General features: G+C 67.5%; 21 protein-coding genes, 1 other RNA gene and 1 pseudogene. 21 read left to right on the top strand and 2 right to left on the bottom strand.

Annotated features, from left to right (window positions below; all coding sequences use genetic code 11):
• Positions 1 to 33: 33 nt before the first annotated feature.
• The 3 genes from F627_RS0106250 to rlmM all read left to right on the top strand — a co-directional run bounded on the left by F627_RS0106250 (position 34) and on the right by rlmM (position 4,420).
• Positions 34 to 1,038, top strand: coding sequence for a class I fructose-bisphosphate aldolase (locus tag F627_RS0106250; RefSeq protein WP_018866236.1), 1,005 nt, complete (start codon positions 34 to 36; stop codon positions 1,036 to 1,038).
• 474 nt (positions 1,039 to 1,512) lie between these two features.
• Positions 1,513 to 3,246: a thiosulfohydrolase SoxB gene (gene soxB / locus F627_RS0106240; protein ID WP_018866238.1), complete on the top strand. Its 1,734-nt coding sequence runs from the start codon at positions 1,513 to 1,515 to the stop codon at positions 3,244 to 3,246.
• A 97-nt stretch (positions 3,247 to 3,343) separates the two neighbouring features.
• A complete protein-coding gene (gene rlmM / locus F627_RS0106235) occupies positions 3,344 to 4,420 on the top strand; it encodes a 23S rRNA (cytidine(2498)-2'-O)-methyltransferase RlmM (RefSeq protein WP_019583581.1) in 1,077 nt (358 codons plus the stop codon).
• An 8-nt stretch (positions 4,421 to 4,428) separates the two neighbouring features.
• On the opposite strand, the gene F627_RS0106230 is transcribed toward rlmM, so the two are convergent.
• On the bottom strand, positions 4,429 to 4,848 hold the full coding sequence (locus F627_RS0106230) for a secondary thiamine-phosphate synthase enzyme YjbQ (protein ID WP_018866240.1): 420 nt from the start codon (positions 4,846 to 4,848) through the stop codon (positions 4,429 to 4,431).
• A gap of 60 nt (positions 4,849 to 4,908) precedes the next feature.
• Positions 4,909 to 5,269, bottom strand: a transfer-messenger RNA (tmRNA) gene (gene ssrA, locus F627_RS16345).
• Between the two features lie 400 nt (positions 5,270 to 5,669).
• Between ssrA and purL the strand changes: the two genes are divergently transcribed.
• The 18 genes and pseudogenes from purL to fliR all read left to right on the top strand — a co-directional run bounded on the left by purL (position 5,670) and on the right by fliR (position 24,666).
• Entirely contained in the window at positions 5,670 to 9,545 is a 3,876-nt protein-coding gene (gene purL, locus F627_RS0106225; protein ID WP_019583580.1) for a phosphoribosylformylglycinamidine synthase, read from the top strand.
• Positions 9,546 to 9,611: 66 nt separating this feature from the next.
• Entirely contained in the window at positions 9,612 to 10,148 is a 537-nt protein-coding gene (locus F627_RS0106220; RefSeq protein ID WP_019583579.1) for a PilZ domain-containing protein, read from the top strand.
• A 90-nt stretch (positions 10,149 to 10,238) separates the two neighbouring features.
• Positions 10,239 to 11,613: pseudogene (locus tag F627_RS15580) on the top strand (sigma-54 interaction domain-containing protein).
• 199 nt (positions 11,614 to 11,812) lie between these two features.
• Complete coding sequence (locus tag F627_RS0106210; protein WP_018880660.1) at positions 11,813 to 13,183, top strand: sigma-54-dependent Fis family transcriptional regulator; 1,371 nt, start codon at positions 11,813 to 11,815, stop codon at positions 13,181 to 13,183.
• A 128-nt stretch (positions 13,184 to 13,311) separates the two neighbouring features.
• The gene (gene fliE / locus F627_RS0106205) at positions 13,312 to 13,650 is read left to right on the top strand and encodes a flagellar hook-basal body complex protein FliE (RefSeq protein WP_018866244.1); all 339 of its coding nucleotides are present in this window, start codon (positions 13,312 to 13,314) and stop codon (positions 13,648 to 13,650) included.
• 32 nt (positions 13,651 to 13,682) lie between these two features.
• Positions 13,683 to 15,347: a flagellar basal-body MS-ring/collar protein FliF gene (gene fliF / locus F627_RS0106200; RefSeq protein ID WP_018866245.1), complete on the top strand. Its 1,665-nt coding sequence runs from the start codon at positions 13,683 to 13,685 to the stop codon at positions 15,345 to 15,347.
• A complete protein-coding gene (gene fliG / locus F627_RS0106195) occupies positions 15,337 to 16,347 on the top strand; it encodes a flagellar motor switch protein FliG (RefSeq protein WP_018866246.1) in 1,011 nt (336 codons plus the stop codon). The genes fliF and fliG overlap by 11 nt, the downstream gene beginning before the upstream one ends.
• Positions 16,344 to 17,063 (top strand): FliH/SctL family protein, encoded by a 720-nt coding sequence (locus tag F627_RS0106190; protein WP_018880659.1) that lies wholly within the window; start codon positions 16,344 to 16,346, stop codon positions 17,061 to 17,063. Before fliG ends, F627_RS0106190 begins: the two co-directional genes overlap by 4 nt.
• The gene (locus F627_RS0106185) at positions 17,060 to 18,442 is read left to right on the top strand and encodes a FliI/YscN family ATPase (protein WP_019583578.1); all 1,383 of its coding nucleotides are present in this window, start codon (positions 17,060 to 17,062) and stop codon (positions 18,440 to 18,442) included. Before F627_RS0106190 ends, F627_RS0106185 begins: the two co-directional genes overlap by 4 nt.
• A complete protein-coding gene (fliJ, locus tag F627_RS0106180) occupies positions 18,439 to 18,885 on the top strand; it encodes a flagellar export protein FliJ (RefSeq protein WP_018866249.1) in 447 nt (148 codons plus the stop codon). Before F627_RS0106185 ends, fliJ begins: the two co-directional genes overlap by 4 nt.
• Positions 18,886 to 18,950: 65 nt before the next feature.
• Positions 18,951 to 20,042 carry a flagellar hook-length control protein FliK gene (locus F627_RS0106175; RefSeq protein ID WP_019583577.1) on the top strand — a complete coding sequence of 364 codons (1,092 nt, stop codon included), beginning with the start codon at positions 18,951 to 18,953 and terminating at the stop codon, positions 20,040 to 20,042.
• A 290-nt stretch (positions 20,043 to 20,332) separates the two neighbouring features.
• Positions 20,333 to 20,830 (top strand): flagellar basal body-associated protein FliL, encoded by a 498-nt coding sequence (fliL, locus tag F627_RS0106170; RefSeq protein WP_019583576.1) that lies wholly within the window; start codon positions 20,333 to 20,335, stop codon positions 20,828 to 20,830.
• Between the two features lie 10 nt (positions 20,831 to 20,840).
• Entirely contained in the window at positions 20,841 to 21,815 is a 975-nt protein-coding gene (fliM, locus tag F627_RS0106165; RefSeq protein ID WP_018866252.1) for a flagellar motor switch protein FliM, read from the top strand.
• Between the two features lie 11 nt (positions 21,816 to 21,826).
• Positions 21,827 to 22,411: a flagellar motor switch protein FliN gene (fliN, locus tag F627_RS0106160; RefSeq protein WP_018875433.1), complete on the top strand. Its 585-nt coding sequence runs from the start codon at positions 21,827 to 21,829 to the stop codon at positions 22,409 to 22,411.
• A 2-nt stretch (positions 22,412 to 22,413) separates the two neighbouring features.
• Complete coding sequence (gene fliO, locus F627_RS0106155) at positions 22,414 to 22,857, top strand: flagellar biosynthetic protein FliO (protein WP_019583575.1); 444 nt, start codon at positions 22,414 to 22,416, stop codon at positions 22,855 to 22,857.
• Complete coding sequence (gene fliP / locus F627_RS0106150; RefSeq protein WP_019583574.1) at positions 22,857 to 23,609, top strand: flagellar type III secretion system pore protein FliP; 753 nt, start codon at positions 22,857 to 22,859, stop codon at positions 23,607 to 23,609. Before fliO ends, fliP begins: the two co-directional genes overlap by 1 nt.
• A 9-nt stretch (positions 23,610 to 23,618) precedes the next feature.
• A complete protein-coding gene (gene fliQ, locus F627_RS0106145; RefSeq protein ID WP_017942239.1) occupies positions 23,619 to 23,888 on the top strand; it encodes a flagellar biosynthesis protein FliQ in 270 nt (89 codons plus the stop codon).
• 4 nt (positions 23,889 to 23,892) lie between these two features.
• A complete protein-coding gene (gene fliR / locus F627_RS0106140; protein ID WP_017942240.1) occupies positions 23,893 to 24,666 on the top strand; it encodes a flagellar biosynthetic protein FliR in 774 nt (257 codons plus the stop codon).
• The last annotated feature ends 1 nt before the right edge of the window (position 24,667 follow it).

The raw sequence follows: 24,667 nt of genomic DNA, 5'->3' as shown, positions 1-24,667 counted from the left end.
TCGAATTCCCAAGCAGCAACGCAAGGAGCAGGCATGAAGATCGATCAGTTGGTAGAGACGGCCGAAGCGATGGTGGCCCCCGGCAAGGGCATCATCGCCATCGATGAATCCACCGGGACGATCGGCAAGCGGCTCGGCGCGGTCGGGGTCGAGAACACCGAGGAGAACCGGCGGACCTATCGCGAACTGCTGCTGACCACGCCGCAGCTCAACGAGTACATCTCGGGCGCGATCCTGTATGACGAGACCATCCGCCAGTCGACCCGCGACGGCAAGCCGTTCGTCGACGTAATGAACGAGTCCGGCATCCTGCCGGGCATCAAGGTGGATACCGGCGCGAAGGACCTGGCCGGGTTCCCCGGCGAGAAGGTGACCGAGGGCCTGGATGGCCTGCGCGAACGCCTGGAGGAATACGCCAAAATGGGCGCGCGGTTCGCCAAGTGGCGCGCGGTGATCACGATTGGCGACACCATGCCCACCGACACCTGCATCGAGTCGAATGCGCACGCGCTGGCGCGGTATGCCGCGCTGTGCCAGGAGCAGGGCATCGTCCCGATCGTGGAGCCGGAGGTCCTGATGGACGGCAGTCACGACATCGAGACCTGCTACGGCGTGACCGAGGCGACCCAGCGCGCGGTGTTCAAGGCGCTCTACGAGCATCATGTCCTGCTGGAGGGCACCATCCTGAAGGCCAGCATGGTGCTGCCGGGCAAGGACTGCCCCGAGCAGGCCAGCGTGGAGGATGTCGCGCATGCGACGCTGCGCTGCCTGGAGTCCGCGGTGCCGGCGATCCTGCCCGGGATCGTGTTCCTCTCCGGTGGGCAGAGCGATGCCGACGCCACCAATCACCTGGATGCGATGAACCGCATCGGCGGGGCCCCGTGGCCGCTGTCCTTCTCCTATGGTCGCGGCATGCAGCAGGCGGCGATGGAGCTGTGGGGCAAGGACATGGGCGCCAACTTCGAGAAGGCCCAGCAGACGGTGTACGAGCGCGCCCGCGACAACGGGCTGGCGGCCCAGGGCAAGTACGCGGCCTGAAGCTGATGCCGCATGGCCCGGATCCAGGGCCGGAACCACAGCCAGGTCCACGGATTGGGGGATCTATTGATCTGGATCAAGAAAGACCGGCGGATGGCTGACTAGCCTGAAACCGTCGGATCCGAACAACGGCCGCCAAGGAGCGCACGATCCCCCAGCGTGCAGGCGGCCGGATGCTTCCGACGGTGTATGTCGCGTCTTGGCCTGCTATCTCCGGATAGCAGGCTTTTTTGTGTCGATTGCCTGCCGAACTGTGACGCATTCCTCAGGAATTCAAAGTTTCGCGATCTCGCGGGAAGGGGTGGCGAAGGTGGGCGCTTCTCCTGCCCATGTCCGGGAAAATGTGGTTATCGCAGGCTCGCTTGGCCGGCTCTGGCGGAACATTAATGGTTTTTGCGCGTCGGGAACTGCGTGGGGCCGCGGTAATGCCCCGTCGTTTGACGAGAAATCCAGAAGATCACCAAGGAGAGCGACATGAGTCTGACACGCCGAGAGTTCCTGGAGGCCATGGTGGCCGCAAGCGCCGCCGGCTTCTCGATGAATGCCTGGGCTGGCGAGAAGGGATCCTGGCGACCGGCCGATGCGGATATGTATGACCTGCCGAAGTTCGGCAATGTCTCGCTGCTGCACTACACCGACTGCCACGCGCAGCTGAAGCCGGTGTACTTCCGCGAGCCGGACGTGAACATCGGGGTTGGCGACATGCAGGGCAAGCCGCCGGTGATGGCCGGGAAGGAACTGCTGGAATACTTCGACATCAAGCCCGGTACGCCGCTTGCGCACGCCGTGACGCACATGGATTTCAAATATGCGGCCGAGAAGTACGGACGCCTGGGCGGGTTCTCCCACCTGTCCACGCTGATCCAGAAGCTCCGAGCGGAACGCCCGAACTCCCTGTTGCTGGACGGAGGCGACACCTGGCAGGGCTCGGCCACGTCGCTGTGGACCAACGGCCAGGACATGGTGGATGCGCAGAAGCTGCTGGGCGTGGACATCATGGTCGGCCACTGGGAGTTCACCTTTGGCGACGAACGGGTGATGGAGGTCATCGAGAACGACTTCAAGCCCAACAACATCGAGTTTCTGGCGCAGAACATCGAGGATCGCGACTGGGGCGACCCGGTCTTCGAGCCCTACACCATCCGCGAGATGAACGGGGTCCCGGTGGCGGTGATCGGCCAGGCCTTCCCGTATACCTCGGTGGCCAACCCCGACTACATGTTCCCGGACTGGAGCTTCGGCATCCGCGACGACAACATGCAGCGCATGATCGACGAATGCCGCGAGAAGGGCGCCAAGGTGGTCGCAATCCTTTCGCACAACGGTATGGTCACGGACATGGAGATGGCCCGCCGCCTGCGCGACGTGGACGTGATCCTGGGTGGCCACACCCACGATGCCGTGCCCGGGGCGATGGAGATCGAGAATGCCGGCGGCGAGCGGACCCTGGTGACCAACGCCGGTTCCAACGGCAAGTTCGTGGGCGTGATGGACCTGGATGTGACCGACAGCGGCATCCGCGACTACAAGTTCACGCTGCTGCCGGTGTTCTCCAACCTGATCGAGGCGGACGCGGAGATGGAAGAGCATATCCGCAAGGTTCGCGAGCCCTACGAGGACAAGCTGAGCGAAGAGCTGGCGGTTACCGACGGCGTGCTGTATCGCCGCGGCAACTTCAACGGCACCTTCGACGAAGTGATCATGGACGCGATGATCAAGGAGATGGATGCCGAGGTGGCCCTCTCGCCGGGCTTCCGCTGGGGCGTGAGTGTGCTGCCGGGCTCGCCCATCACCTTCGAGGAGCTGATGACGCAGACCGCGACCACCTACTCGGAGACCCAGCGCAACGAGATGACCGGCGAGCAGTTGAAGAACGCGCTGGAGGACGTGGCCAACTCGATCTTCAACTCCAACCCCTATCACCACCGGGGGGGCGACATGGTCCGGACCTCGGGGATCGAGTACACCATCGATCCGCATGAATCCATGGGCAGCCGCATCAGTGATATGCACATCAACGGCGAGCCGCTGGATCCGGACAGGAAGTACGTGGTCGCCGGCTGGGCGAATGTCCACGAGCCGCTGGATACGGACCCGGTCTGGGACGTGGTCGCCAACTACCTGCGCGAGCACGACACCATCAGCCCCGGCAAGCCCTACCTGCCGCGACTGAAGAACGTCGAGGGCGATCCCGGTCTGGATCGCTGATCGACCCCTCTGGCTTGGCCCGCGCGAGCGGGCCGGTTAGTCTCGCAGCCGCCGTGCACTGCCTGCACGGCGGCTTTTTTGTGGGAGCGATCCGGAGATGGAGACAAACGGACCGGGCTTCTCGGGCCTGTTGCTGTACTGCCGGCCGGGGTTCGAGGCGGATCTGACGGCGGAGCTGACCGACCGCGCGGCGCGGGCGGGGCTGGCTGGCTTCGCGCGCGTGCACGCCGGCAGCGGCTCGGTTCATTTCGAGCCGGCAGACGGCTCCGTCGAAGCGCTCGCGGGGGCGCTTCCATTTTCTGCGCTGATCTTCGCGCGGCAGGTGTTCCCGGCGTTTCCGGTCCTCGAGGGGCTGGATCGCGCGGACCGGCTGACGCCAATCATCGAGCAGGCGGAGGCCTCCGGCCTGGCAGTGGATTCCGTCTGGCACGAGATGCCGGATACCAACGAAGGGAAGGGGCTGCGCCGCCTGGTCAAGGCGGTCGAACGGCCGCTGGCCGCGGTGCTGCGCAAGCGCGGGGTGCTGCGGGCGCAGGCGGATGGGCAGCGGCTGCATGTCTTCTGGCATGCGGGCGATTGCGTGCAGCTCGGTGTGAGCCGGCCGGGGGAGCGCAGCGAGTGGCCGGGCGGCATCCTGCACCTGCGCTCGCCGCGCGAGGCCCCCAGCCGTTCGACCCTGAAGCTCGAAGAGGCGTGGCATACCTTCATCCCCCGGGAGGACTGGGACACGCGCCTGGCGCAAGGCATGCAGGCCGTGGATCTCGGGGCGGCGCCCGGTGGCTGGACCTGGCAACTGGTACGCCGCGGGATGTACGTGCACGCGGTGGACAACGGGCCGATGGATGACCGCTTGATGGCGACCACCCAGGTGGAGCATCACCGCGAGGATGCGTTTTCGTGGGAACCCCCGAATCCGGTGACCTGGCTGGTCTGCGACATCGTCGACAAGCCGGGGCGCGTGGCGGCGCGCATGGCGGACTGGCTGGAGGCGGGCTGGTGTCGCGAGGCGATCTTCAACCTGAAGCTGCCGATGAAACGGCGCTGGCAGACGGTGGACCAGTGCCTGGACCATATCGAGGAGCGCCTGCTGGATGCCCGGATCGCCCACCGGATGCAGGCGCGACAGCTTTACCACGACCGCGAGGAGATCACGGTCCACGTGCAGCGCGACTGAGTCGGGCGTTATTCGCCCTGCACGGTAATGGTCAGCCGGCGCGTGTGGGCGGCGTAGCGGTGTTCCCACAGGAAGACGCCCTGCCAGGTGCCGAGGATCAGCCGCCCCTGGCCGACGGGGAGCGTCAGGTCGTTGTGCGTGAGCATGGCCCGGGCGTGGGCCGCCATGTCGTCGTCGCCTTCCATGTCGTGGCGGTAGGCGGGGTCGCCGTCCGGGGCCATGCGGGCGATCAGGGTTTCCAGGTCGTGGCGGACGTCGGGATCGGCGTTCTCGGTGACCAGCAGCGAGGCGCTGGTGTGGTGCTGGAAGACGTGGCAGGTGCCGGTGGTGATGCCAGAGGCACGGACGATGTGCTCCACGGCCTGGGTGATGTTCAGCGTGCCGCGGCCGCGGGTCTGCTGGGTCAGGGTGTCCTGGTACACGGCCATGCATCTACCTCGAATGCAAACAAAAAAGCGCCCGCAGGCGCTTGATTGGTCGGTCTAATTTGGTGGAGGCGGCGGGAATCGAACCCGCGTCCGCAGGACCTCCGCCTTCGGCTCTACATGCTTATTCTGTCTTTGAGTTTAACCAGCCGCTACCCGACAGGCAGGGAATGCAACTGGCGATCCCGGTTGAGTTTTAATGGATCCACGCCGGGCACGCTTCACCACGAGCTTATGAGAGTCGACGCCCGATACTGGACGCATAAGCACGGCTCCAGTCGGACGGCATCTACCGGTTTTTAAGCGGCGAGTGCGTAGTTGTCGTCGTTGGCAACTATTTTCTTGCAGCGGTTTTTACGAGGTCCACTACAGCCTCGGCATGCACCTAAGGTTTCGCGACCCGCGTCGAAGCCAAGTCGCCCCCAAGTACTTCATGGACATGGTAACGCATCCGAAGTTCCCAGGCCATGTGATTGTCGTCCAGGAGCAGGTCAAGGGCGGGTTCACCACGAAGCTCACGAAGGCACGAAGGAGGGCCAGGTCTAGAGCGGTCTACAGGAAGACGGGGCGCTTGGGAAGGGTTTGGATAATTTGCTCTGGAATGGACCGGTCCGCGGGGCCGGGGCATCTATGAGATGACCTGCGCTAGCTTCCTGGCTTCCCGCGGGTCGCCCTTGCACTTCTTCGTGCCTTCGTGTGCTTCGTGGTGAAAATGCCGTACTTCGGCTTCGAATGGGGCAGATGCGCCGGGTTGGCAGGTCCCGCGCGGGGGGCGGGTCCGGTACAATGCGCTGCTTTTGGCACGTCCGGTTCGAGGAAGCGCAATGCGGGTTGTGGAAGGGGGCGCGGCGGTCTCGCCGTTTCGGCTGCGGGCTCTGGAGGCAGGGCTGCGGGCAAGCGTACCGGGCGCGGGCCCGCTGGCCGCGCGGTTTGTCTATTTCGTGGAGACCCGGCGGCGGTTGACGCCGGACGAGGAGGCGGTGCTCACGCGCCTGCTGCGGGAGGGCGAGACCTGGGTGGCCCCCGAGTTCGCCGTGCAGCGAGAGCTGGTGGTGATCCCGCGCTTCGGCACGATCAGCCCGTGGTCGTCGAAGGCCACCGAGATTGCCCATCACGCCGGGCTGGAGGACGCGGTCGAACGGATCGAGCGCGGCATTCACTGGCAGATCGGGGGCGACGCGGCGGCCGGCGCGGACCTGGAGGCGCTGGCCGCGCTGCTGCACGACCGCATGACCGAGGCGGTGATCGAGGATCCCGCGGCCGCGGCACAGCTCTTTCACAGCGAGACGCCGCGCTCGCTGGCGCGCGTGGAGCTGGGCGAGGACGCCCGCGCCGCCCTGGAGCGCGCGAACGGGGAGCTGGGACTGGCGCTGTCCCCGGACGAGATCGACTACCTGGCGGACGGATACTCCGCGCTGGGGCGTGCTCCGACCGACGCCGAGCTGATGATGTTCGCGCAGGCGAACTCGGAGCACTGCCGGCACAAGATCTTCAATGCCGCCTGGGTGCTGGATGGCGAGGCCGACGAACGCACGCTGTTCGGGATGATCCGCCAGACCCATGCGCGCCATCCCGAGGGGGTGTTGTCGGCCTACAGCGACAACGCCTCGGTGATCGCCGGTCACACGGGCGTGCGCCTGATGCCGGATGCGATCACCGGTGAATACCGACGTGAAACGCTGGATCTGCCGATCCTGATGAAGGTGGAGACCCACAACCACCCGACCGCGATCTCGCCGTTCCCCGGCGCCGCGACGGGTTCCGGGGGCGAGATCCGCGACGAGGGCGCCACCGGGCAAGGCTCCAAGCCGAAGGCAGGGCTTACTGGCTTCTCCGTATCGAACCTGCGGATCCCGGGCCGCGAGCAGCCCTGGGAGCGCGACTTCGGCCGGCCCGGGCGCATCGAGAGCGCGCGCCAGATCATGCTGGATGGCCCGATTGGCGCGGCGGCCTTCAATAACGAGTTCGGCCGTCCGGCGCTGGCCGGATACTTCCGTACGCTGGAGATGGCGCTGCCGAATCCGGCGGGTGGCGAGACGCTGTACGGTTACCACAAGCCGATCATGCTGGCCGGCGGGGTCGGGTCGATCCGTGGCGAGCACGTGCACAAGCAGGATGTGCCAGCGGGGACCCCGATCGTGGTGCTGGGCGGTCCGGCCATGCTGATTGGGCTGGGGGGCGGCGCGGCCTCTTCCATGGCCAGCGGGGCGAGCTCCGAGCAACTGGACTTCGCCTCGGTACAGCGCGGCAATCCGGAGATGGAGCGCCGCTGCCAGGAGGTGATCGATCGCTGCACGGCCCTGGGGGCGGGCAACCCGATCCTGTCGATCCACGACGTGGGCGCCGGCGGGCTGTCCAATGCGATCCCGGAGATCCTCGACGACGCCGGGCGCGGGGGCGTGATCCAGCTCAGGGACCTGCCGACCGCGGAGCCCGGCCTGTCGCCGATGGAGCTGTGGTGCAACGAGGCACAGGAACGCTACGTCCTGGCGATCGCCGCCGAGCATCTCGAGACCTTCCGCACCCTGGCCGCGCGTGAACGGGCGCCGTTTGCGGTGGTGGGCCGGGCGACCGACGAGGGTCATCTGAAGGTCGAGGACAGCCTGTTCCACGAACCGCCGGTGGACATGCCCATGGGCATGCTGCTGGGCAAGACGCCGCGGATGACGCGCGAGGACCGGCGCCTGCCACCGCCGGAAACGGCGTTCGATGCCGAGGCCTGTCCGCTGGGGGAGGCGCTGGAGCGGGTGCTGCACATGCCGTCGGTGGCCGCGAAGCACTTCCTGATCACCATCGGGGACCGCAGCGTGGGCGGCCTCGTCGCGCGCGATCAGATGGTGGGGCCGTGGCAGGTCCCCGTGGCGGATTGCGCGGTGACGCTGACCGACTTCGACGGCTATACCGGCGAGGCGATGGCCATGGGCGAGCGCACGCCGCTGGCGATCCTGTCGGCCCCGGCCTCCGGGCGTATGGCGATCGGGGAGGTGGTGACCAATCTGGCGGCGGCGGATATCGACGGTACGCACGCGATCCGTCTGTCCGCCAACTGGATGGCCGCGGCCGGCGTGCCCGGGGAGGACGCCAACCTGTTCGACACCGTCCGCACGATCGCGGAGGACCTGTGCCCGGCACTGGGCATCTCGATCCCGGTGGGCAAGGATTCGCTGTCCATGCGGACGGTCTGGGAGACCGCGGACGGGCAGGCGCGGCACATGCACGCGCCGGTATCGCTGATCGTATCCGGGTTTGCCCCGGTGGCCGATGCGCGCCGGACGCTGACGCCGCAGCCCGACCCAGAGGCCGATGACCGGCTCTGGCTGATCGATCTGGGGGAGGGCCATGGCCGCTTGGGCGGCTCCGCCCTGGCCCAGGCCTATGGGCAGGTCGGCGCGACCCCGCCGGACGTGGTCGATGCCGCACGCCTGCGCGCCTTCTTCGAGGCCATTACGACCCTGCGTCGCAACGGCCTGCTGCGCGCCTATCACGATCGCTCCGACGGCGGCCTGATCACGACCCTGCTGGAGATGGCCTTTGCCGGGCGTTGCGGGCTGGAGATCGCGGTCCCGGAGGGTCAAGCGCCGGGGGCGTGGTTGTTCAACGAGGAGCTGGGCGCCGTGGTGCAGGTCGCGCCCGGTGCCGAATCGGCCCTGCGCGACGCGATGGCGGCGGCTGGCCTGGAGGCGCATCTGCATCCGGTGGCCCGACGGACCGACGACGAGCGCGTGGTGATCCGCCATGGCGACCAGGAGGCCTTCTCCGCCACGCGCGCGGCGTTGCAGCGCCACTGGCAGGAGACCTCGGCCTGGATGCAGCGGCTGCGGGACGATCCGGAGTGCGCCGACGAGGAGCTCGCCCGGGTGGACGCCGACGGCGGCCTGCAGCCGCGGGTCACCTTCGATCCCGCCGAGGACGTGGCCGCGCCGATGATCGCGCGCGGGGAACGCCCCCGAATCGCGATCCTGCGCGAGCAGGGTGTTAACGGCCAGTTGGAGATGGCGGCGGCCTTCGAGCGCGCGGGGTTTGCCCCGGTGGACGTGCACATGACCGACCTGCTGGACGGTCGCCAGGATCTGGGTTCGATGCAGGGCGTGGCCGCCTGTGGTGGATTCTCCTACGGCGATGTGCTGGGTGCCGGTGGGGGCTGGGCGCAGACCATCCTCAACCACCCGGCGCTGCGGGATGCCTTCCAGGCGTTCTTCGAACGCCCCGAGACCTTCACCCTGGGGGTTTGTAATGGCTGCCAGATGCTGTCCCACCTGGCCCCGCTGATTCCGGGGGCGGGCCACTGGCCGCGATTCGTGCGCAACCGTTCCGAGCAGTTCGAGGCGCGCCTGTCCCAGGTGCGGATCGAACCGGGCCCGGCGATCCTGCTGGAGGGGATGGCCGGCTCGGTGCTGCCGGTGGCGGTGTCGCACGGGGAGGGGCGTACCCACTATGCCGACGGGGCGCCGGTCCACGACCAGGCCGCGCTGCGCTATGTCGAGGCCGATGACACGCCGGCGTCGCAGTACCCGGCGAACCCCAATGGCTCCGTGGGCGGCGCCACGGGCTTTGCCAGCGAGGACGGTCGCGCGCTGATCATGATGCCGCACCCGGAGCGCGTGTTCCGGACCGTGCAGCACAGCTGGCACCCGGCGGACTGGGGCGAAGATGGACCGTGGCTGCGGCTGTTCCGCAATGCGCGCGCATTCGTCGGCTGAAGCGCGCCGGGCCGATGGTCTATAACGAAGGCATTTGGTCGGCGGACAGACGAGGCGGGTACGGACATGGATGACGCCAGCAAGGACGAATTCCTCGGGGAGGACCTGCGGGTTACGACGACTCTGATGATCGGCCCGTCGCAACGCCCGGTTACGGATCCCGTGCTGGCGCAGCGCCTGATCGAGAGCCTCGACCTGTTCGACGACGCACACCCGCGCGGAGCGATGCCCCACGAGGACGAGGGTGCCCCCGAGGTGCAGCGCCTGGAACACAAGCTGGACCTGCTGCTGCACCTGGTGGCGGAGTCGCTGCATCCGGAACGCCCGGACCCTGTCGAGCTGGTACTCAGCGGGCACGGCATGGTGCTGCCCGCGGGCACGCTGCCCGAGGATTGCGAGCGGGTGGAAGTCTATTTGAGCCGCTTGCTGCCGCAGCCCTGCGTCCTGGGTGTCGAGACTCCGACAACCCGCGGAGGCCAGCAAATGACTCGCTGGACGGGGGTCGAGGGGCCTCTGGAAGAGGCGCTCGGGCGGTGGATCTTCCGCCTGCACCGCCGCGAGGTGGCGGAGAAACGCCAGAAAGTTGACGGCAATCGCAATTAGACAGGATACTGCGAACTCGATCACATCATCGGATGCTGGCCGGGCGTCACCCGTTGCCACATCCGGTCGCGAACATCGGGGCACAGCGGTATGCGGGATCCGGGCGAACAGCAACAGGCGATGCGTATTGCACTCAGCGGTGACTCGGGCACGACGGATGCCACCCGGGCGATCCTGAACTGCCTGGGCTGCGAGGCCGAGCATCAGCCGGCCACTGGCACCTTCGAGAACGTCGCCCCCGCCGCGATCTGGCTTTGTGGACCCGCCGCCGAGCTGTCCGCCCGGCTGCAGGATGCACGAACGGAAGACGCCGCGGTGGTCGTGCAGCCTACCGACGGGGGCGAGGTCCAGGGCGAAGGGGTGGACTGCGTGGTGGAGCACCCGCTTTCCATCGCGCGGGTTTCGCAGGTCCTGCAGTGGCTTCGGTTCGGCCGCGAGCCGGGATACGACGACATGCCCGGGCTGGTCGGGTCGCATCCGACCATGCAGGCGGTCAAGCGCCTGGTGGGCCAGGTGGCCCGCACCGACGCCACCGCGCTGATCCTGGGCGAGACCGGCTCCGGCAAGGAGGTGGTGGCCCGCGCCATCCACAACGCCTCGGACCGGGCGGACAAGCCGTTCGTGGCGGTGAACTGCGGCGCGATCCCCGGAGACTTGCTGGAGAGCGAGTTGTTCGGGCACGAGAAGGGCGCCTTCACCGGTGCCTTCACGGCCCGCGCGGGGCGTTTCGAGCTGGCCGAGGACGGCACGCTGTTCCTGGACGAGATCGGCGACATGCCGCTGCCGATGCAGGTGAAGCTGCTGCGCGTGCTGCAGGAACGCGTCTTCGAACGTGTCGGTTCCAACAAGTCGCTCCCGGCGCGGGCCCGAATCATTGCCGCCACCCATCGCAACCTGCGATGACGCGGTGGCGGATGGCAGCTTCCGCCAGGACCTGTTCTTCCGCCTCAGCGTGTTCCCCATCGAATTGCCGCCCCTGCGCGAACGCACCAGCGATATGCCGCAACTGATCGGTGCGCTGGAAGAACGGCTGCGCGAGCAGGGCATGAGCCCGGCCCACCTGACGCCGGCCGTGGTCGCGCACCTGGGGCAGCTCAACTGGCCCGGCAATATCCGCGAACTGGCCAACCTGCTGGAACAGCTGGCGATCATGTATCCCGATCTCCCGGTGGATCTGGCACAGCTGCCTCCCCGGGTCCGTCCGGAAGGGATCGAGGATCTGGCCGTGACCTCTCCCACACCCGGCGGCACCGAGTCGGGGTCGGCGGGCGCCAGCCTGCTGGCCGGTGGACTGCCGCCGGAGGGGGTCGATCTGCGCAGCTTCCTCAATGATCTCGAACGCGACATGATCACCCGCGCGCTGGACGAGACCGGGCATGTGGTGGCGCGCGCGGCGCGTCGCCTGGGGATGCGCCGCACCACACTCGTGGAGCGCATGCGCAAGTTCGGGCTCGGCAAGGCCTGACCCGGCCTCCGGCCAGACGGGCCCCGACCGTAGTGGAGGTCGGGATCCCGTCACCACAAGCCCTGAATTCCCGCGCGACGGTCGACGGATGCTTGACGGGTTGCCCTCCCGTTTTGGATAAACCCCCAATTAATCAGTTACCTGTAACGCTGGCGCGTTTTTTGCTGAACCTTCCCCGAATCTCTATGGGAAGACGTTCATGTCGCGAGCCACAATCCTGTTGGTGGATGCCGAACCGGCACTGCGCGAGGCCGTGGTCCGGGTCCTGGCCACGATTCCTCGAGTCCGACTGCAGGCCTGCAAAGCGGCCGACCTGCCGCAAACCGTGGAAGGGGCCCGTCCCGCAGCGGTGCTGCTGGGCGGTGAACCCGCCCTGAGCGGAGAAGTCCTTCCCGAACCGCGATCCTGCGTCGCCGCGATCAGTCTGGAAGCCAGTCGCGAACGCGAGCTGTCGGCCATGCGAGCCGGGGTGGACGCGCACTTTGCCCTGCCGGAGATGGCGGACGCTCTGGCCGAGTGGCTGCGGCCGCTGCTGGTCTCGGCGCAGGAATTCGAAGCGCCGGCGCTGGTGGCCCGCAGTGCTGCGATGCAGGGGATCGATCGTTTTGTATCGCGGATCGCGCGCAGCGCCGCCACGGTCTTCGTGACCGGCGAGTCAGGGGTGGGCAAGGAGGTCCTGGCGCGGCAGCTGCACGCGCGCTCCCCCCGCAGCCGCGGGCCGTTCGAGGCGATCAACTGCGCCGCGCTCCCGGAGGCCATGCTGGAGGCGATGCTCTTCGGGCATGCCAAGGGCGCCTTTACCGGTGCGCTGGAGGCCCGGCCCGGCAAGTTCCAGCGGGCCCACGGCGGGACCCTGCTGCTGGACGAGGTGACCGAAATCCCCGTGCACCTGCAGGCCAAGCTGTTGCGGGCGCTGCAGGAGCGGGAGGTAGAGCCGCTGGGCGGGCGCCAGGCACAGCGTGTGGATGTGCGGGTGATCGCCACCTCCAATCGCGATCTGCGCGAGGCGGTGGCCGAAGGCCACTTGCGCGAGGATCTGTATTACCGCCTGAACGTCTTCCCGCTTTGCATCCCGCCGCTGCGGGAGCGCCCGGAGGATATCGTGCCACTGGCACAGGCCCTGCTGCGGCGGCTGAGCCGCGGGCGCCTGGGGAAACTGGACGCCGCGGCGCAGCGGCGACTGCGGGAGCACGACTGGCCGGGCAATGTCCGCGAGCTGGCCAATGTGATGGAGCGCGCGATCACGTTGCACGAAGGCGATGACGACCGGGTGACGCTGGAGGCGGTCTGGCTGGATGCGGACATGCTGGCACCCTGGAGCTCGGGCGACTCCGGCAATCAGGCGATCCGGATGAACACGCCCGAGTGGTCGGCCAGCGACGAAAACCCGACGCCGATGCTGGAGCAGACCCTGCAGACCCAGGAGAGCCGGGTGATCCTGAATGTCCTGCGCGAGTCCGGCGGGCGGCGCAAGGAGGCCGCGGACCGACTGGGAATCAGCCCCAGAACATTGCGTTACAAGATTGCGCGCCTGCGCGAGAACGGCTTTGCGGTTCCGGCGTCGGGATGACGCCCAGCGAGGCTGGCATATGGATTGCTTGGAGTTTTGAAGAAAACGGTAAGCCGCGCACATGGGAGCACAAGGGGTCCGTGCAGGCCGCCGGGTCGCCATAGCGAGAACCCCCGAGGGTAGGAAAGATGAGCGAGATGCAGATTCAGAACGTCCTGCAGCAGATGCGTCAGCTGACGCAGACCAGCGGGATCGAGGGGACCAACCCGGCCCAGCCCAATCGCGAACCGCAGCGGGTAGGCGGGGCGGATTTCCAGAACGTGCTGACCGAGTCGCTGCGCGGCGTGAACCAGACCCAGCAGGCCGCTACGGATCTGCAGACGCGCTTCGAGCTGGGCGACGACAGCGTCAGCCTGCCGCAGGTGATGACCGCAATGAGCAAGTCCAGTATCGCCTTCGAGGCGACCAACCAGGTACGCAACCGGCTGCTGACGGCGTACCAGGAAATCATGCGGATGCAGGTCTGATCGGCCGGACGGGCTGAGGGAGAGAACGGACGATGGCCGACAATGCACAGTCCCTGCCCGCGGTGGTGACCGGGGGATTCAAGGAGTTCAACGGGATGCCCGCGGGCCGCCAGCTTGCCCTGATCGGGATGCTGGCCGGCGCGATCGTGGTGATCGTGGCGCTGCTCTACTGGGCCATGCGCCCCACCTACGTGCCGCTGTTCCCGCGCATGGACGCCGAGGACGCGGCCGAGGTCGTGCAGGTGCTGTCGCAGGCCGGCATCCAGTACCAGGTGGATTCCACGACCGGGCAGGTGAAGGTCCCGCAGGGCGATGTCGCCGACGCGCGGCTGCAGCTGGCCGGCGAAGGGCTGCCGCGCTCCGGCGACCTCGGCTTCGAACTGTTGCAGGAGGACACCGGGCTTGGCACCAGTCGGATGATCGAGGGGGCGCGTCATCACCGGGCGATGGAAGGCGAGCTGGCGCGCACGGTCGCCTCCCTGGATGCGGTGGATCGCGCGCGTGTGCACATTGCCGAGGGGGAACAGTCGGTGTTCGTGCGCGACCGCCGGCCGGCCAGCGCCTCCGTGGTGGTGCACCTGCGCGGCGGACGATCCCTGAGCGAGACGCAGGTGGGGGCCATCGTGCATCTGGTGGCCTCCAGCACCTCCGATCTGGATCCCGAGCGGGTCACCGTGGTCGACCAGCGCGGCACGCTGCTGACCCAGGACGGCGGCGAGGCGGGCATGGGCGGCAGTGGCGATCGCCTGAACTTCACACGGGATGTGGAGAACCGCTATACCGACCGCGTTCGGGATCTCCTGATCCCGATCGTCGGGCGCGACAAGGTGCGCGTTCAGGTCAATGCCGATATTGATTTCTCGCGCGTGGAGCGAACCGAGGAGCTGTACGATCCCGAGACCATCGCCCTGCGGTCCGAACAAAGCCGGGAGGAAGAGCGCACGGGTCCCGAAGGCGGTGCCGGGGGCGTCCCGGGCGCGCTGACCAATCAGCCCCCCGAGGGCGGCGTGGTCGGGGAAGAGGGCGAGGAAGGTGCCGCTGCTCCGGCGCCGCTCCCGGGCAGTCGCAGCACCAACGTGACCAGAAACTACGAGGTCGATCGCCGCATCAACCACATCCGCGAGATGCCGGGCGGCGTGCGCCGGGTCTCCACCGCGGTGGTCGTGGACTTCCGTCAGGAGGTCAACGAGGACGGCGAGACGGTGCAGGTGGCGCGGGACGCCGAGGAACTGGAGCGCATCGAGGCATTGGTGCGCGAGGCGGTTGGATTCAACGCCGAACGAGGCGATACGATCAATGTGGTGACCGCGCCGTTCGAGGCGCCCGCGGACGAGATCCCGGCGGAGGAGATCGCCTTCTGGGAGCAGCCCTGGTTTATCGAGGTGCTGAAGATCGTGGCGGCGCTGTTGCTGGCCCTGATCATCCTGCTGACGGTGGTGCGCCCGGCAATGAAGCAACTGATGAAGCGTCCGGCACCGCCCCCGCGGCGCGAGGATGACCGCGAGGCCCTGACCGACGAGTCCGGCGGCGAGGCCGGCATGGGGCCGAGCGAGGGTTCGGCCGTGGCCGCGCTGACGGGTCCCAAGGGTCCGGATCAGCAGGAGATGGATCTGGAGGCCGTGCGCGAGATGGTCCGCGAGGATCCCAAGCGCGTGGCGCAGGTAATGAAGACCTGGTTGGGTGACGATGGCCGCTGACAAGAACTCCAAGCTGGAAGGCGCCGAGCGCGCCGCCGTGTTCATGATGAGCCTGGGCGAGGATGCCGCCGCCGAGGTCATGCGCCACATGGGGCCCAAGGAGGTGCAGAAGATCGGCACCGCCATGGCCTCGATGGACCGCATCTCGCGCAGCGATGTGAACGCCGCGCTGCACGAGTTCTCCACCCATGTGCAGGAACAGACTGCGCTGGGCGTGGGCGCCGACGAATACGTGCGCAGCGTCATGGAGAGCGCGCTGGGCGACAAGGCCTCGGGCCTGATCGACCGCATCCTGCTGGGACGCAATTCCAAGGGCATCGAGGCCCTCAAGTGGCTGGACCCGCGCGCCATCGCGGACATGCTGCGCAATGAGCATCCGCAGATCGTGGCCATCGTGCTGTCCCATCTCGATTCCGACCAGGCCTCCGACACCCTGCAGTACCTGCCCGCGCGGGTGCAGTCCGACATCGTGATGCGCATCGCCACCATGGATGGCGTGCAGCCCCAGGCCCTGCAGGAACTCGACGAGATCCTCGACCGGCAACTCTCCGGTAATGCGGCGAGCAAGACCTCGATGCTGGGGGGCGTGCGCTCGGCGGCCAACATCATGAACCTGATGGAGGGTTCGCGGGAGGCCGAGATCATGGAGACGATCAAGGAGTCGGATTCCGATCTGGGCACGCGTATCGAGGAAGAGATGTTTGTCTTCGATAACCTGGTGGATATCGACGACCGTGGCATCCAGACGCTGATGCGCGAGATCCAGACCGAATCCCTGGTGCTTGCGCTGAAGGGCGCCGACGACGACCTGAAGGACAAGATCTTCCGCAACATGTCCAAGCGCGCCGGCGAGATGCTGCGCGAGGACCTCGAGGCCAAGGGCCCGGTCCGAGTCAGCGAGGTCGAGGCCGCGCAGAAGGAGATCCTGTCGGTGGCTCGGCGCCTGGCCGAGAACGGCGACATTGTGCTTGGCGGTGGCGGTAGCGAGGCCATGTTGTGAGCGACAGCTCGGCGGCCAGGCTGTATACCGACGCCTCGGCGTCGCTGTGGGAGCCGCCGGAGATCGGTGACGACGGTGTCCATCCCCCGCGCCGTCTGCCCACCGCCGCCGAGATTGAGGCGATCGAGGAAGAGGCGCGCAAGAACGGTTTCGAGTCTGGCTATGCCGAAGGTCACGAACTGGGCCAGAAGGAGGCGGAAAAGGCGGCCCGGGCGCGCGAGGACAAGAAACTGCGCGAAACGGTGGCCGCACTGGAGGCAGTGGCCGGTAGTCTCGCCGATCCGCTGGCCGATGCAGCCGACGCCCTGGAGCCGGAGCTTTTGGCCCTGGTGACGGTCCTGGCGCGCAAGGTCGTGCAAAGCGAGCTGGAGTCCCGGCCGGAGCAGATCCGGGCGGTTCTCGAGGGCGCTCTGGCTCAGTTGCCGGGACGCAACCAGGAGGTGCGGGTGCATCTGAACCCGGAGGACCAGGGGCTGGTCGAGACCTACGCCGAGCGCGCGGACGCGCGCATCACCTGGGTCCCGGATCCGGGCCTGGCACGCGGCGGGTGCCGGGTGGAGGCGGGCGCGGCGAGCGTGGACGCGAGCCTGGAGCGGCGCTTGCAGCATGCGGTCGAGGCCCTGTGGAACGGCGAGTATGCCCCGGCCGCTGACGCCGAGCCCCGGGATGACAGCGCCCATCAGGCGTCCGACCGCCCGGATGCGGAGGAGTCATGAGCACTCCGATCGACGAACTGAGCCGCAAGGGCCGCGAACGTCTGAGCACGGGGCTTCTGGACCGGTTGCAGCAGTCCCGGGGTCGCGTGGAGCGGGTCAACCCACCCCAGGCGGAGGGGCATCTGTCGCGCCTGACCGGCCTGACGCTGGAGGCCGAGGGTCTGCGCCTGCCGATTGGCGGGCGCGCCCTGATCCACGGCGAAACCGGGGAGCCGGTGCCGGCGGAGGTGGTCGGTTTCCAGAACGAGCGCACCTTCCTGATGCCGGAGGAGCTGGCCACCGGGTTGACCCCCGGGGCGCGCATCGAACCGCTGGACAACCAGCGCCAGATCCCGGTGGGCGAGGGGCTTCTGGGACGGGTGATCGATGCCAACGGGGCACCCCTGGATGGCCAGGGGCCGATCCGCACCCATGATTTTGGGCCGCTGGCCGGGCGTCCGATCAACCCGCTGCAGCGTGCGCCCGTGCGCGAGCCGCTGGATGTCGGGATCCGGGCGATCAACGGCCTGTTGTCGGTGGGGCGCGGCCAGCGGCTGGGCCTGTTCGCGGGTTCGGGGGTCGGCAAGAGCGTTCTGCTGGGCATGATGACGCGCAACACCACAGCGGACGTAATCGTGGTCGGCCTGATCGGCGAGCGTGGTCGCGAGGTGAATGAGTTCATCCACGAGATCCTGGACGAGGAGTCGCGTACCCGTACCGTGGTGGTGGCGGTTCCCGCGGATCAGTCGCCGCTGCTGCGCCAGCATGGTGCCTGGGTGGCCACGGCGGTGGCCGAGCATTTCCGGGACCAGGGGCTGCACGTGCTCCTGCTGATGGACTCCCTGACCCGGTTTGCCCAGGGGGCGCGCGAGATCGCGATGGCCATTGGCGAGCCGCCTGCTTCCAAAGGCTATGCGGCGTCGGTGTTCGCGCGCCTGCCACAGCTGGTGGAGCGGGCGGGCAATGGCGATGTCGGCGGGGGCTCGATCACGGCCTTCTACACCGTGCTGGCCGAGGGTGATGACCAGAACGACCCCATTGTGGACGCAGCGCGGGCCATCCTCGACGGCCATGTGGTGCTCTCGCGGGAGATCGCGGAGACGGGCCGCTACCCGGCCATTGATGTCGGGGCGTCGGTCTCGCGTGTGATGTCGTCACTGATCACTCCGGAACACGAACGCGCGGCCCGCCGCTTTCGTGATCTGGCCGCCACCTACATGCGCAATCGCGACCTCATCGCGGTGGGGGCCTACCGCAAGGGTGCCGATCCGCATCTGGACGAGGCGGTGGCGATGCATGAACGCCTGGAGGCCTATCTGGGGCAGGGCCGCGACGAGGCCGTCAGCTTCGACCGCGCCCGGGATGATCTGCTGGCACTGGTCGGGGGTGGCGCGGCATGAACCCGAAGCGCCTGGAGCGCCTGCTGCGGCTGCGCAAGATCGAGGAAAGCGAGGCGACGCGCCAGCTGGGCGAGCGGCTGCAGCAACTGGATGCCATCGCCGGGCAGCGCGAGCGCCTGGAGACCTATCAGCGGGAATACCTGCAGGCAACCCTGCCAGACGATGCCAATGCGCTGAAGTGGCTGGCCGGCATGCGCGACCAGCTGCGCTCGGCGCTGGAGCAGCAGGATCTGCGCATCCAGGCGGCCGAGTCCCAGGTGGAGACGGCGCGCCAGGAGTGGCTGGAACGCCATCGAAACAGCCTCTCGCTGGAGAAGCTGCTCGAGCGCCGGCGGGCCGAGACCGCGCGGCATGACGCGCGGCGTCAGCAGACGGAACAGGATATGTGGGCCACCCGCCAGGCCCATGCGCGCGAGGCAGACGCGCGTTGGCAGGGTTCTTGAATGGACCCTGGGTATAGATTGAGGCAAGGGCCCGGGGATGACCCCGGCAGACCGAGGATTCGGCAATGATCGCAACACAGAATACGGGCCAGGGCATGCTGCCGCTGCTGCAACTGCTGGGCGGCAGCTCGATGCAGGGCCTGGACGACCTGAAAGGCCTGCAAGGCCGCCTCAAGGGCCAGGACGGCGAGGATTTCCTGGCCATCCTGGAGCCCCAGATGGAGTCGCTGCTGGCCAGCCTGGGCGTTCCCGGCGAGGAACTGGAAGGGCTGGATCTGGAGGCGATGCTGGCGCGATTCCAGGACTTGCTGGACGGGCAGCCCCTGGCCGCGGATCCCGAAGGGGGTGGCAATGCCTTGCCGGTCGCCGCGCTGATGGCTGCGACCCAGGAACCGGGACGAGCCGAGGTGCCCCGCGCCGAAGGTACCCCGGCCCGGGGAGGAGGCGAGGAGCGGGCCCTGCCCGTGAAGCCGCTGCCGGCCGCGGTCATGCGGCTGTTCGTCGAAGCGGCCCAGGCCAACGCCGGACGCGATGGCGCGGTTGCCCTGAAGCCCGACGTGATGGGTGCGCAGGGAGGCATGGCCCGCGACAACGTCCTGGAGATCCTCGCCCAGTGGATGGGGCAGGGGGGTGACGAGGCGCGCCGCGGCCGTTCCGACCCCCTGAGCGGGGTGCTGCCGGCCCAGGGGCTCGGGCAGGCCGAAGGGACGGACGGGGCGCGGGCGCTGCCGCGCCTCGATCTGACACGACTCCTGCAGCAGCCCAACGGGGCCCGGGAGCTGGCCGACCAGGTGCGCATGCTGGCCCAGGCGCAGGGCGGGCGTACCGAACTCAAGCTGCACCCGCCGCAACTGGGCAGCCTGGATGTGCGTGTGCTGGTCGAGGGTGATCGCACCAGTATCCAGTTCATCAGTGCCAATTCGGTGACCCGCGAGGTGCTGGAGGCGGCCATGCCGCGCCTGCGTGACAGCCTGGCCGAGAGCGGCCTGATGCTGGACGATGCGACCGTGTCCGACCACGCGGCCGAGGAGCAGGCGGAGCAGGAGGCCGGCGAGACGGCGCTCTCGGCGGATGACGAGCCCGCCGAGGCCGAGGACCGCGAGGCCGATGGCAGCACGCTCTCCATGCTGAACCGGCGCCTGGACCTGTTTGCTTGATCCCTCCGTCCCGGTGGCAGCCGCGGCCTGTGGCCGTGGCTGCCGGCTCGTTCCTGCGCTGATGCCGGGTTCTCCCTGTTCCCGTGTGCCGCCAAGATTCCGTCTTTCACGGCGGCCGGGCGGCCGATTCTTGACGTTCTTCATGTTTTCCGCGCCCGCTTTTGCTCCGGAACACCGCCAGTAACCAACCGTAACTGACGGATTAAAAAGACTAAAACGACTTCTGGCATCAGCCTTGCTATGGTCTGTACCGAGAACGAATCCTCGGTTTACCGGACAGCGGGTGCGATATGGCAAAGAAGGAAGTCAATCTGGACGACGACGAAGGCGGCGCCCCGAAGAAGGGCGGGAAGGGCAAGCTGATCGTCCTGATCCTGGTCGTCCTGTTGCTCGTAGTCGGCGGTGCGGCCGCCGCCTGGTTCTTCCTGATGGCGGACGGTGACGATACCGAGCAGGTCGAGGCCGGCCCGCCCGAGCGGCTGTACACCAGCCTCGAGCCGATGACGGTGAACATCGAGGCCCCGGGGCGCATCCGCTACCTGCGCGCGGAACTTGCTCTGGTGACCCATGACCCGGCGGTCGCCGAGGCCTTCGAACGGCACCTGCCGGCAATCCGAAACGACCTCCTGGGCATCCTGGCAGAACAGCGCTACGAGGATCTCAATACCCGCGCGGGCAAGGAGGCCCTGGCGGAAGAGCTGAAAGAGACGATCGCCGGGATCCTGCGTTCCCGCGATGCCCCGGACGCGGTCGAGGCCGTGCTGTTCAACGAACTGGTGATGCAGTAGGAGCCCCGTCATGGCACAGACGGATATCCTCAGCCAGGACGAGATCGATGCCCTCCTGCACGGCGTGGACGAGGGCGACGTCGAGACGGAAGACCCGTATCCGAGTGATGGCCAGGCACGCGAATTCAACTTCGCCACCCAGGACCGGATCGTGCGTGGGCGCATGCCCACGCTGGAGATGATCAACGAGCGCTTCGCGCGTCACCTGCGGGTCCGTCTGTTCAACGTGCTGCGTCGCTCCGCCGAGATCTCGGTGGTGGGCACCCGCATCACCAAGTTCTCCGAGTACATGCATTCGCTGTTCGTGCCCACCAGCCTGAACCTGGTGCGCGCGCATCCGTTGCACGGCACCGGGCTGTTCGTGTTCGACCCGAAGCTGGTGTTCATCCTGGTGGACAACTTCTTCGGCGGCGACGGCCGTTACTACACCCGCATCGAGGGGCGTGACTTCACCCCGATGGAGATGAAGGTGGTGCACGGCGTGCTGGAAGGCGCGTTCGAGGACATGCAGAAGGCCTGGCAACCGGTCATGGAGCTGGAGTTCGAGTTCCTGAACTCCGAGGTCAACCCGCAGTTCGCGAATATCGTCTCGCCGACCGAGATCGTGGTGATCAGCGAGTTCCACATCGAGCTCGACGGGGGCGGTGGCAACCTGCACGTGACCCTGCCGTACTCGATGATCGAGCCGATACGCGAGCAGCTGGACACCGGTATCCAGTCGGACCGCTCCGACGTGGACCAGCGCTGGATGCACGCACTCCAGGAGGAGATTCAGACCGCCGAGGTCGAGATCAGCTCCATCCTGGCCGAGACCGAGGTGACCGTGCGCGAGCTGCTGGATATCCAGCCGGGCGACATCATCCCGGTTGATCTCCCCGAGAAGATTTCCCTGCAGGTCGAAGATATCCCGATGTTCCGCGGGAAGTTCGGCGTATCCAATGGGCTGAATGCGATCCAGATTTCGGAACGCATCATCAAACGATAGAGGGCCGCAGCATGGCAGACACCGACGATCCCAAACAGGACACCCCCGGCCCCGACGCGGAGGCCGCCGCCGAGAATCCGGAGACGGAGGGCGGTTCCGATGACCAGGCCCTGGCCGACGAGTGGGCGGCCGCCCTGGCGGAGCAGAAGGACGAGGATGGCGAGGCAGCCGCCGACCCCGACGCGCTGCTGAACGAGGCACAGGGCGGGGCGTCCGAGGACCCGGCGCAGGAAGCGCCGAAGGCCGAGAAGCGGGAACGCAAGCACAAGCCGGACCCGGGCGCGGAGGCCCTGCAGCCGGAGCAGCTCTCCGGCGTGGTGCAGGGCGACGGGGAGGAGCTGAACCTGGAGATGGTCCTGGATGTACCGGTGACCATCTCCATGGAGATCGGCCGCACGCGCATCCCGATCCGCAACCTCCTCCAGCTGAACCAGGGCTCGGTGGTGGAGCTGGACCGCCTGGCCGGCGAGCCGCTGGACGTGCTGGTGAACGGGACGCTGATTGCGCATGGCGAGGTGGTGGTGGTCAACGAGAAGTTCGGGATCCGGCTGACCGACGTGATCAGCCCCAGCGAACGGATCCGCAAGCTCAAATAGCCATGAATCAACGCTATACGCACATCGCGGCCCTTGTCCTGACGGCCGCCACGGGGAGCCTCTGGCCACTGACCGCCCTTGCCGAGGGGGGTGGCGGCGGCGCCGCCGGGTATCTGGCCCAGCTGATCGGCGGCCTGGTCCTGGTGATCGGCGCGATCGTGGTGCTGGGCTGGGTCCTGCGGCGCACACAGGGCGGGCTCAATCGCGGCTCCCAGGTGATCGAGATCGTCGCGGCGCGCTCGGTGGGTGCGCGCGAGCGCCTGGTGCTGGTCCAGGTGGGGGACGAACAGGTACTGGTGGGGGTGGGACCCGCCGGCATGCGCACGCTGCACACCATGAGCGAACCGGTGCTGGCGCCGGCCGGCGAGACTCCGGACTTCTCCAGCGCGTTGAAGCGCGCCGTGACGCGGCGTGCGCCGGCCACCGGCGAGCGGGGGCAATCGTGATGTCGGTGCTGCTGCGGATTGGGCTGGGGCTGGCTCTGCTGGCCCTGCCGGGCCTGGCCGGAGCGCAGGTCGCGCAGGGCATCGAGGCCCTGACGGTGACCACCAACGGGGATGGTGGCGAGACCTATTCGGTGACGCTGCAGATCATCCTGCTGATGACGCTGCTGACCCTGCTGCCGTCGATCCTGATCATGATGACCGCGTTCACGCGCATCCTGGTGGTGCTGGCCATCCTGCGCCAGGGGCTGGGTACGACCCAGACGCCGTCCAACCAGATCCTGATCGGTCTGGCGTTTTTCCTGACCCTGTTCGTGATGGCCCCGGTGTTCGAGGAGATCTACGACACCGCGTTCGTGCCCTACGTGAACGAGGAGATGGGGACCGAGGAGGTGCTGCAGGCCGGGGTGCAGCCCCTGCGCGAGTTCATGCTGGCGCATACCCGCGAGAGCGATCTGGCGATGTTTGCGGAGATCAACGGGATCGACGGCTTCGAGGAGGCGGACGATATCCCGTTGAGCCTGCTGGTACCCGCATTCATCACCAGCGAGCTGAAGACCGCCTTCCAGATTGGCTTCCTGATCCTGATCCCGTTTTTGATCATCGACCTGGTGGTGGCCTCGGTCCTGATGTCGATGGGGATGGTGATGCTGTCGCCGCTGATTATCTCGCTGCCGTTCAAGGTGATGCTGTTCGTGCTGGTGGACGGCTGGGCGCTGATGATGAACACCCTTGCCACCAGCTTCTTTGTCTAGGAGGTTCCGATGACACCCGAATTGGTCGTCGATGTAGGGCGCGAGACGCTGACCGTCGTGGTGCTGCTGGCCGCGCCGCCGCTCCTGACCGCGCTGGCCGTGGGCCTGGCGATTGGCATGCTGCAGGCGGCCACCCAGGTGCAGGAAATGACCCTGTCGTTCATCCCGAAGCTGCTGGCGATGTTCGCGGCCCTGCTGATCAGTGGCCACTGGATGCTGGCGCTGCTGATCGACTACACCGAGCGGCTCTACGAGGGCGCGCCGGGGATGGTGGGGTAGACCGATGACCCTGGCGGCGGAACAGCTGGTGCTGTGGGTGGGGGCGGTCCTGTGGCCGTTCGCGCGCATTGGCGCCATGCTCGTCGCCATGCCGATCTTCGGCGCCGATACCGTGAATGCCCGGGTGCGCATGGGCCTGGCACTGCTGCTAGCGATCTTCGTCGCCATGCAGGGGCCCGTTTTGCCGGATATCGACCCCCTCAGCCTCGAGGGCGTGGTGGTGACCCTGCACCAGGTCGCCATCGGTGTTTTCATGGGCTTCATCCTCCAGATGGTGTTTTCCGCCGTGACCCAGGCGGGCGAGGTGATCGCACTGGGCATGGGCCTCGGCTTTGCCTCCATCGTGGACCCGGCCCAGGGGGTACAGGTCCCGGTGGTGTCGACCATCTTCGTGATCTTTTCGACCCTGCTGTTCCTGGCGATGAACGGCCACCTGATCGCGCTGGAACTGATGCTGACCAGCTTCGAGACCATGCCGATCGCGCCCACCGGCCTGAACGCCGAGGCCTTCTACGCGTTGGTGGCCTTCGGTTCCACGATGTTTGTCGGGGCGGTGCTGGTGGCGCTGCCGGCGGTGGCCTCGCTGCTGCTGGTCAACATCTCCATGGGGGTGATCACGCGCGCTTCCCCGCAGCTCAACATCTTCGCGGTTGGCTTCCCGATGATGATCCTGATCGGCTTCGTGCTCCTGATGTTCACATTGCCGGGCCTGCCCGAACGCTTCGGCGAGCTGGTGCTCGAGGGCTTCACCCTGATGCAGACCCGGATGGGCTTCTGAC

Origin of the sequence: Thioalkalivibrio sp. ALE16, assembly GCF_000381305.1 — a bacterium.
GTDB lineage: Bacteria > Pseudomonadota > Gammaproteobacteria > Ectothiorhodospirales > Ectothiorhodospiraceae > Thioalkalivibrio.
Note: the sequence above shows the minus strand (reverse complement) of the source record. Positions and strands in the feature narration are given on the sequence as shown.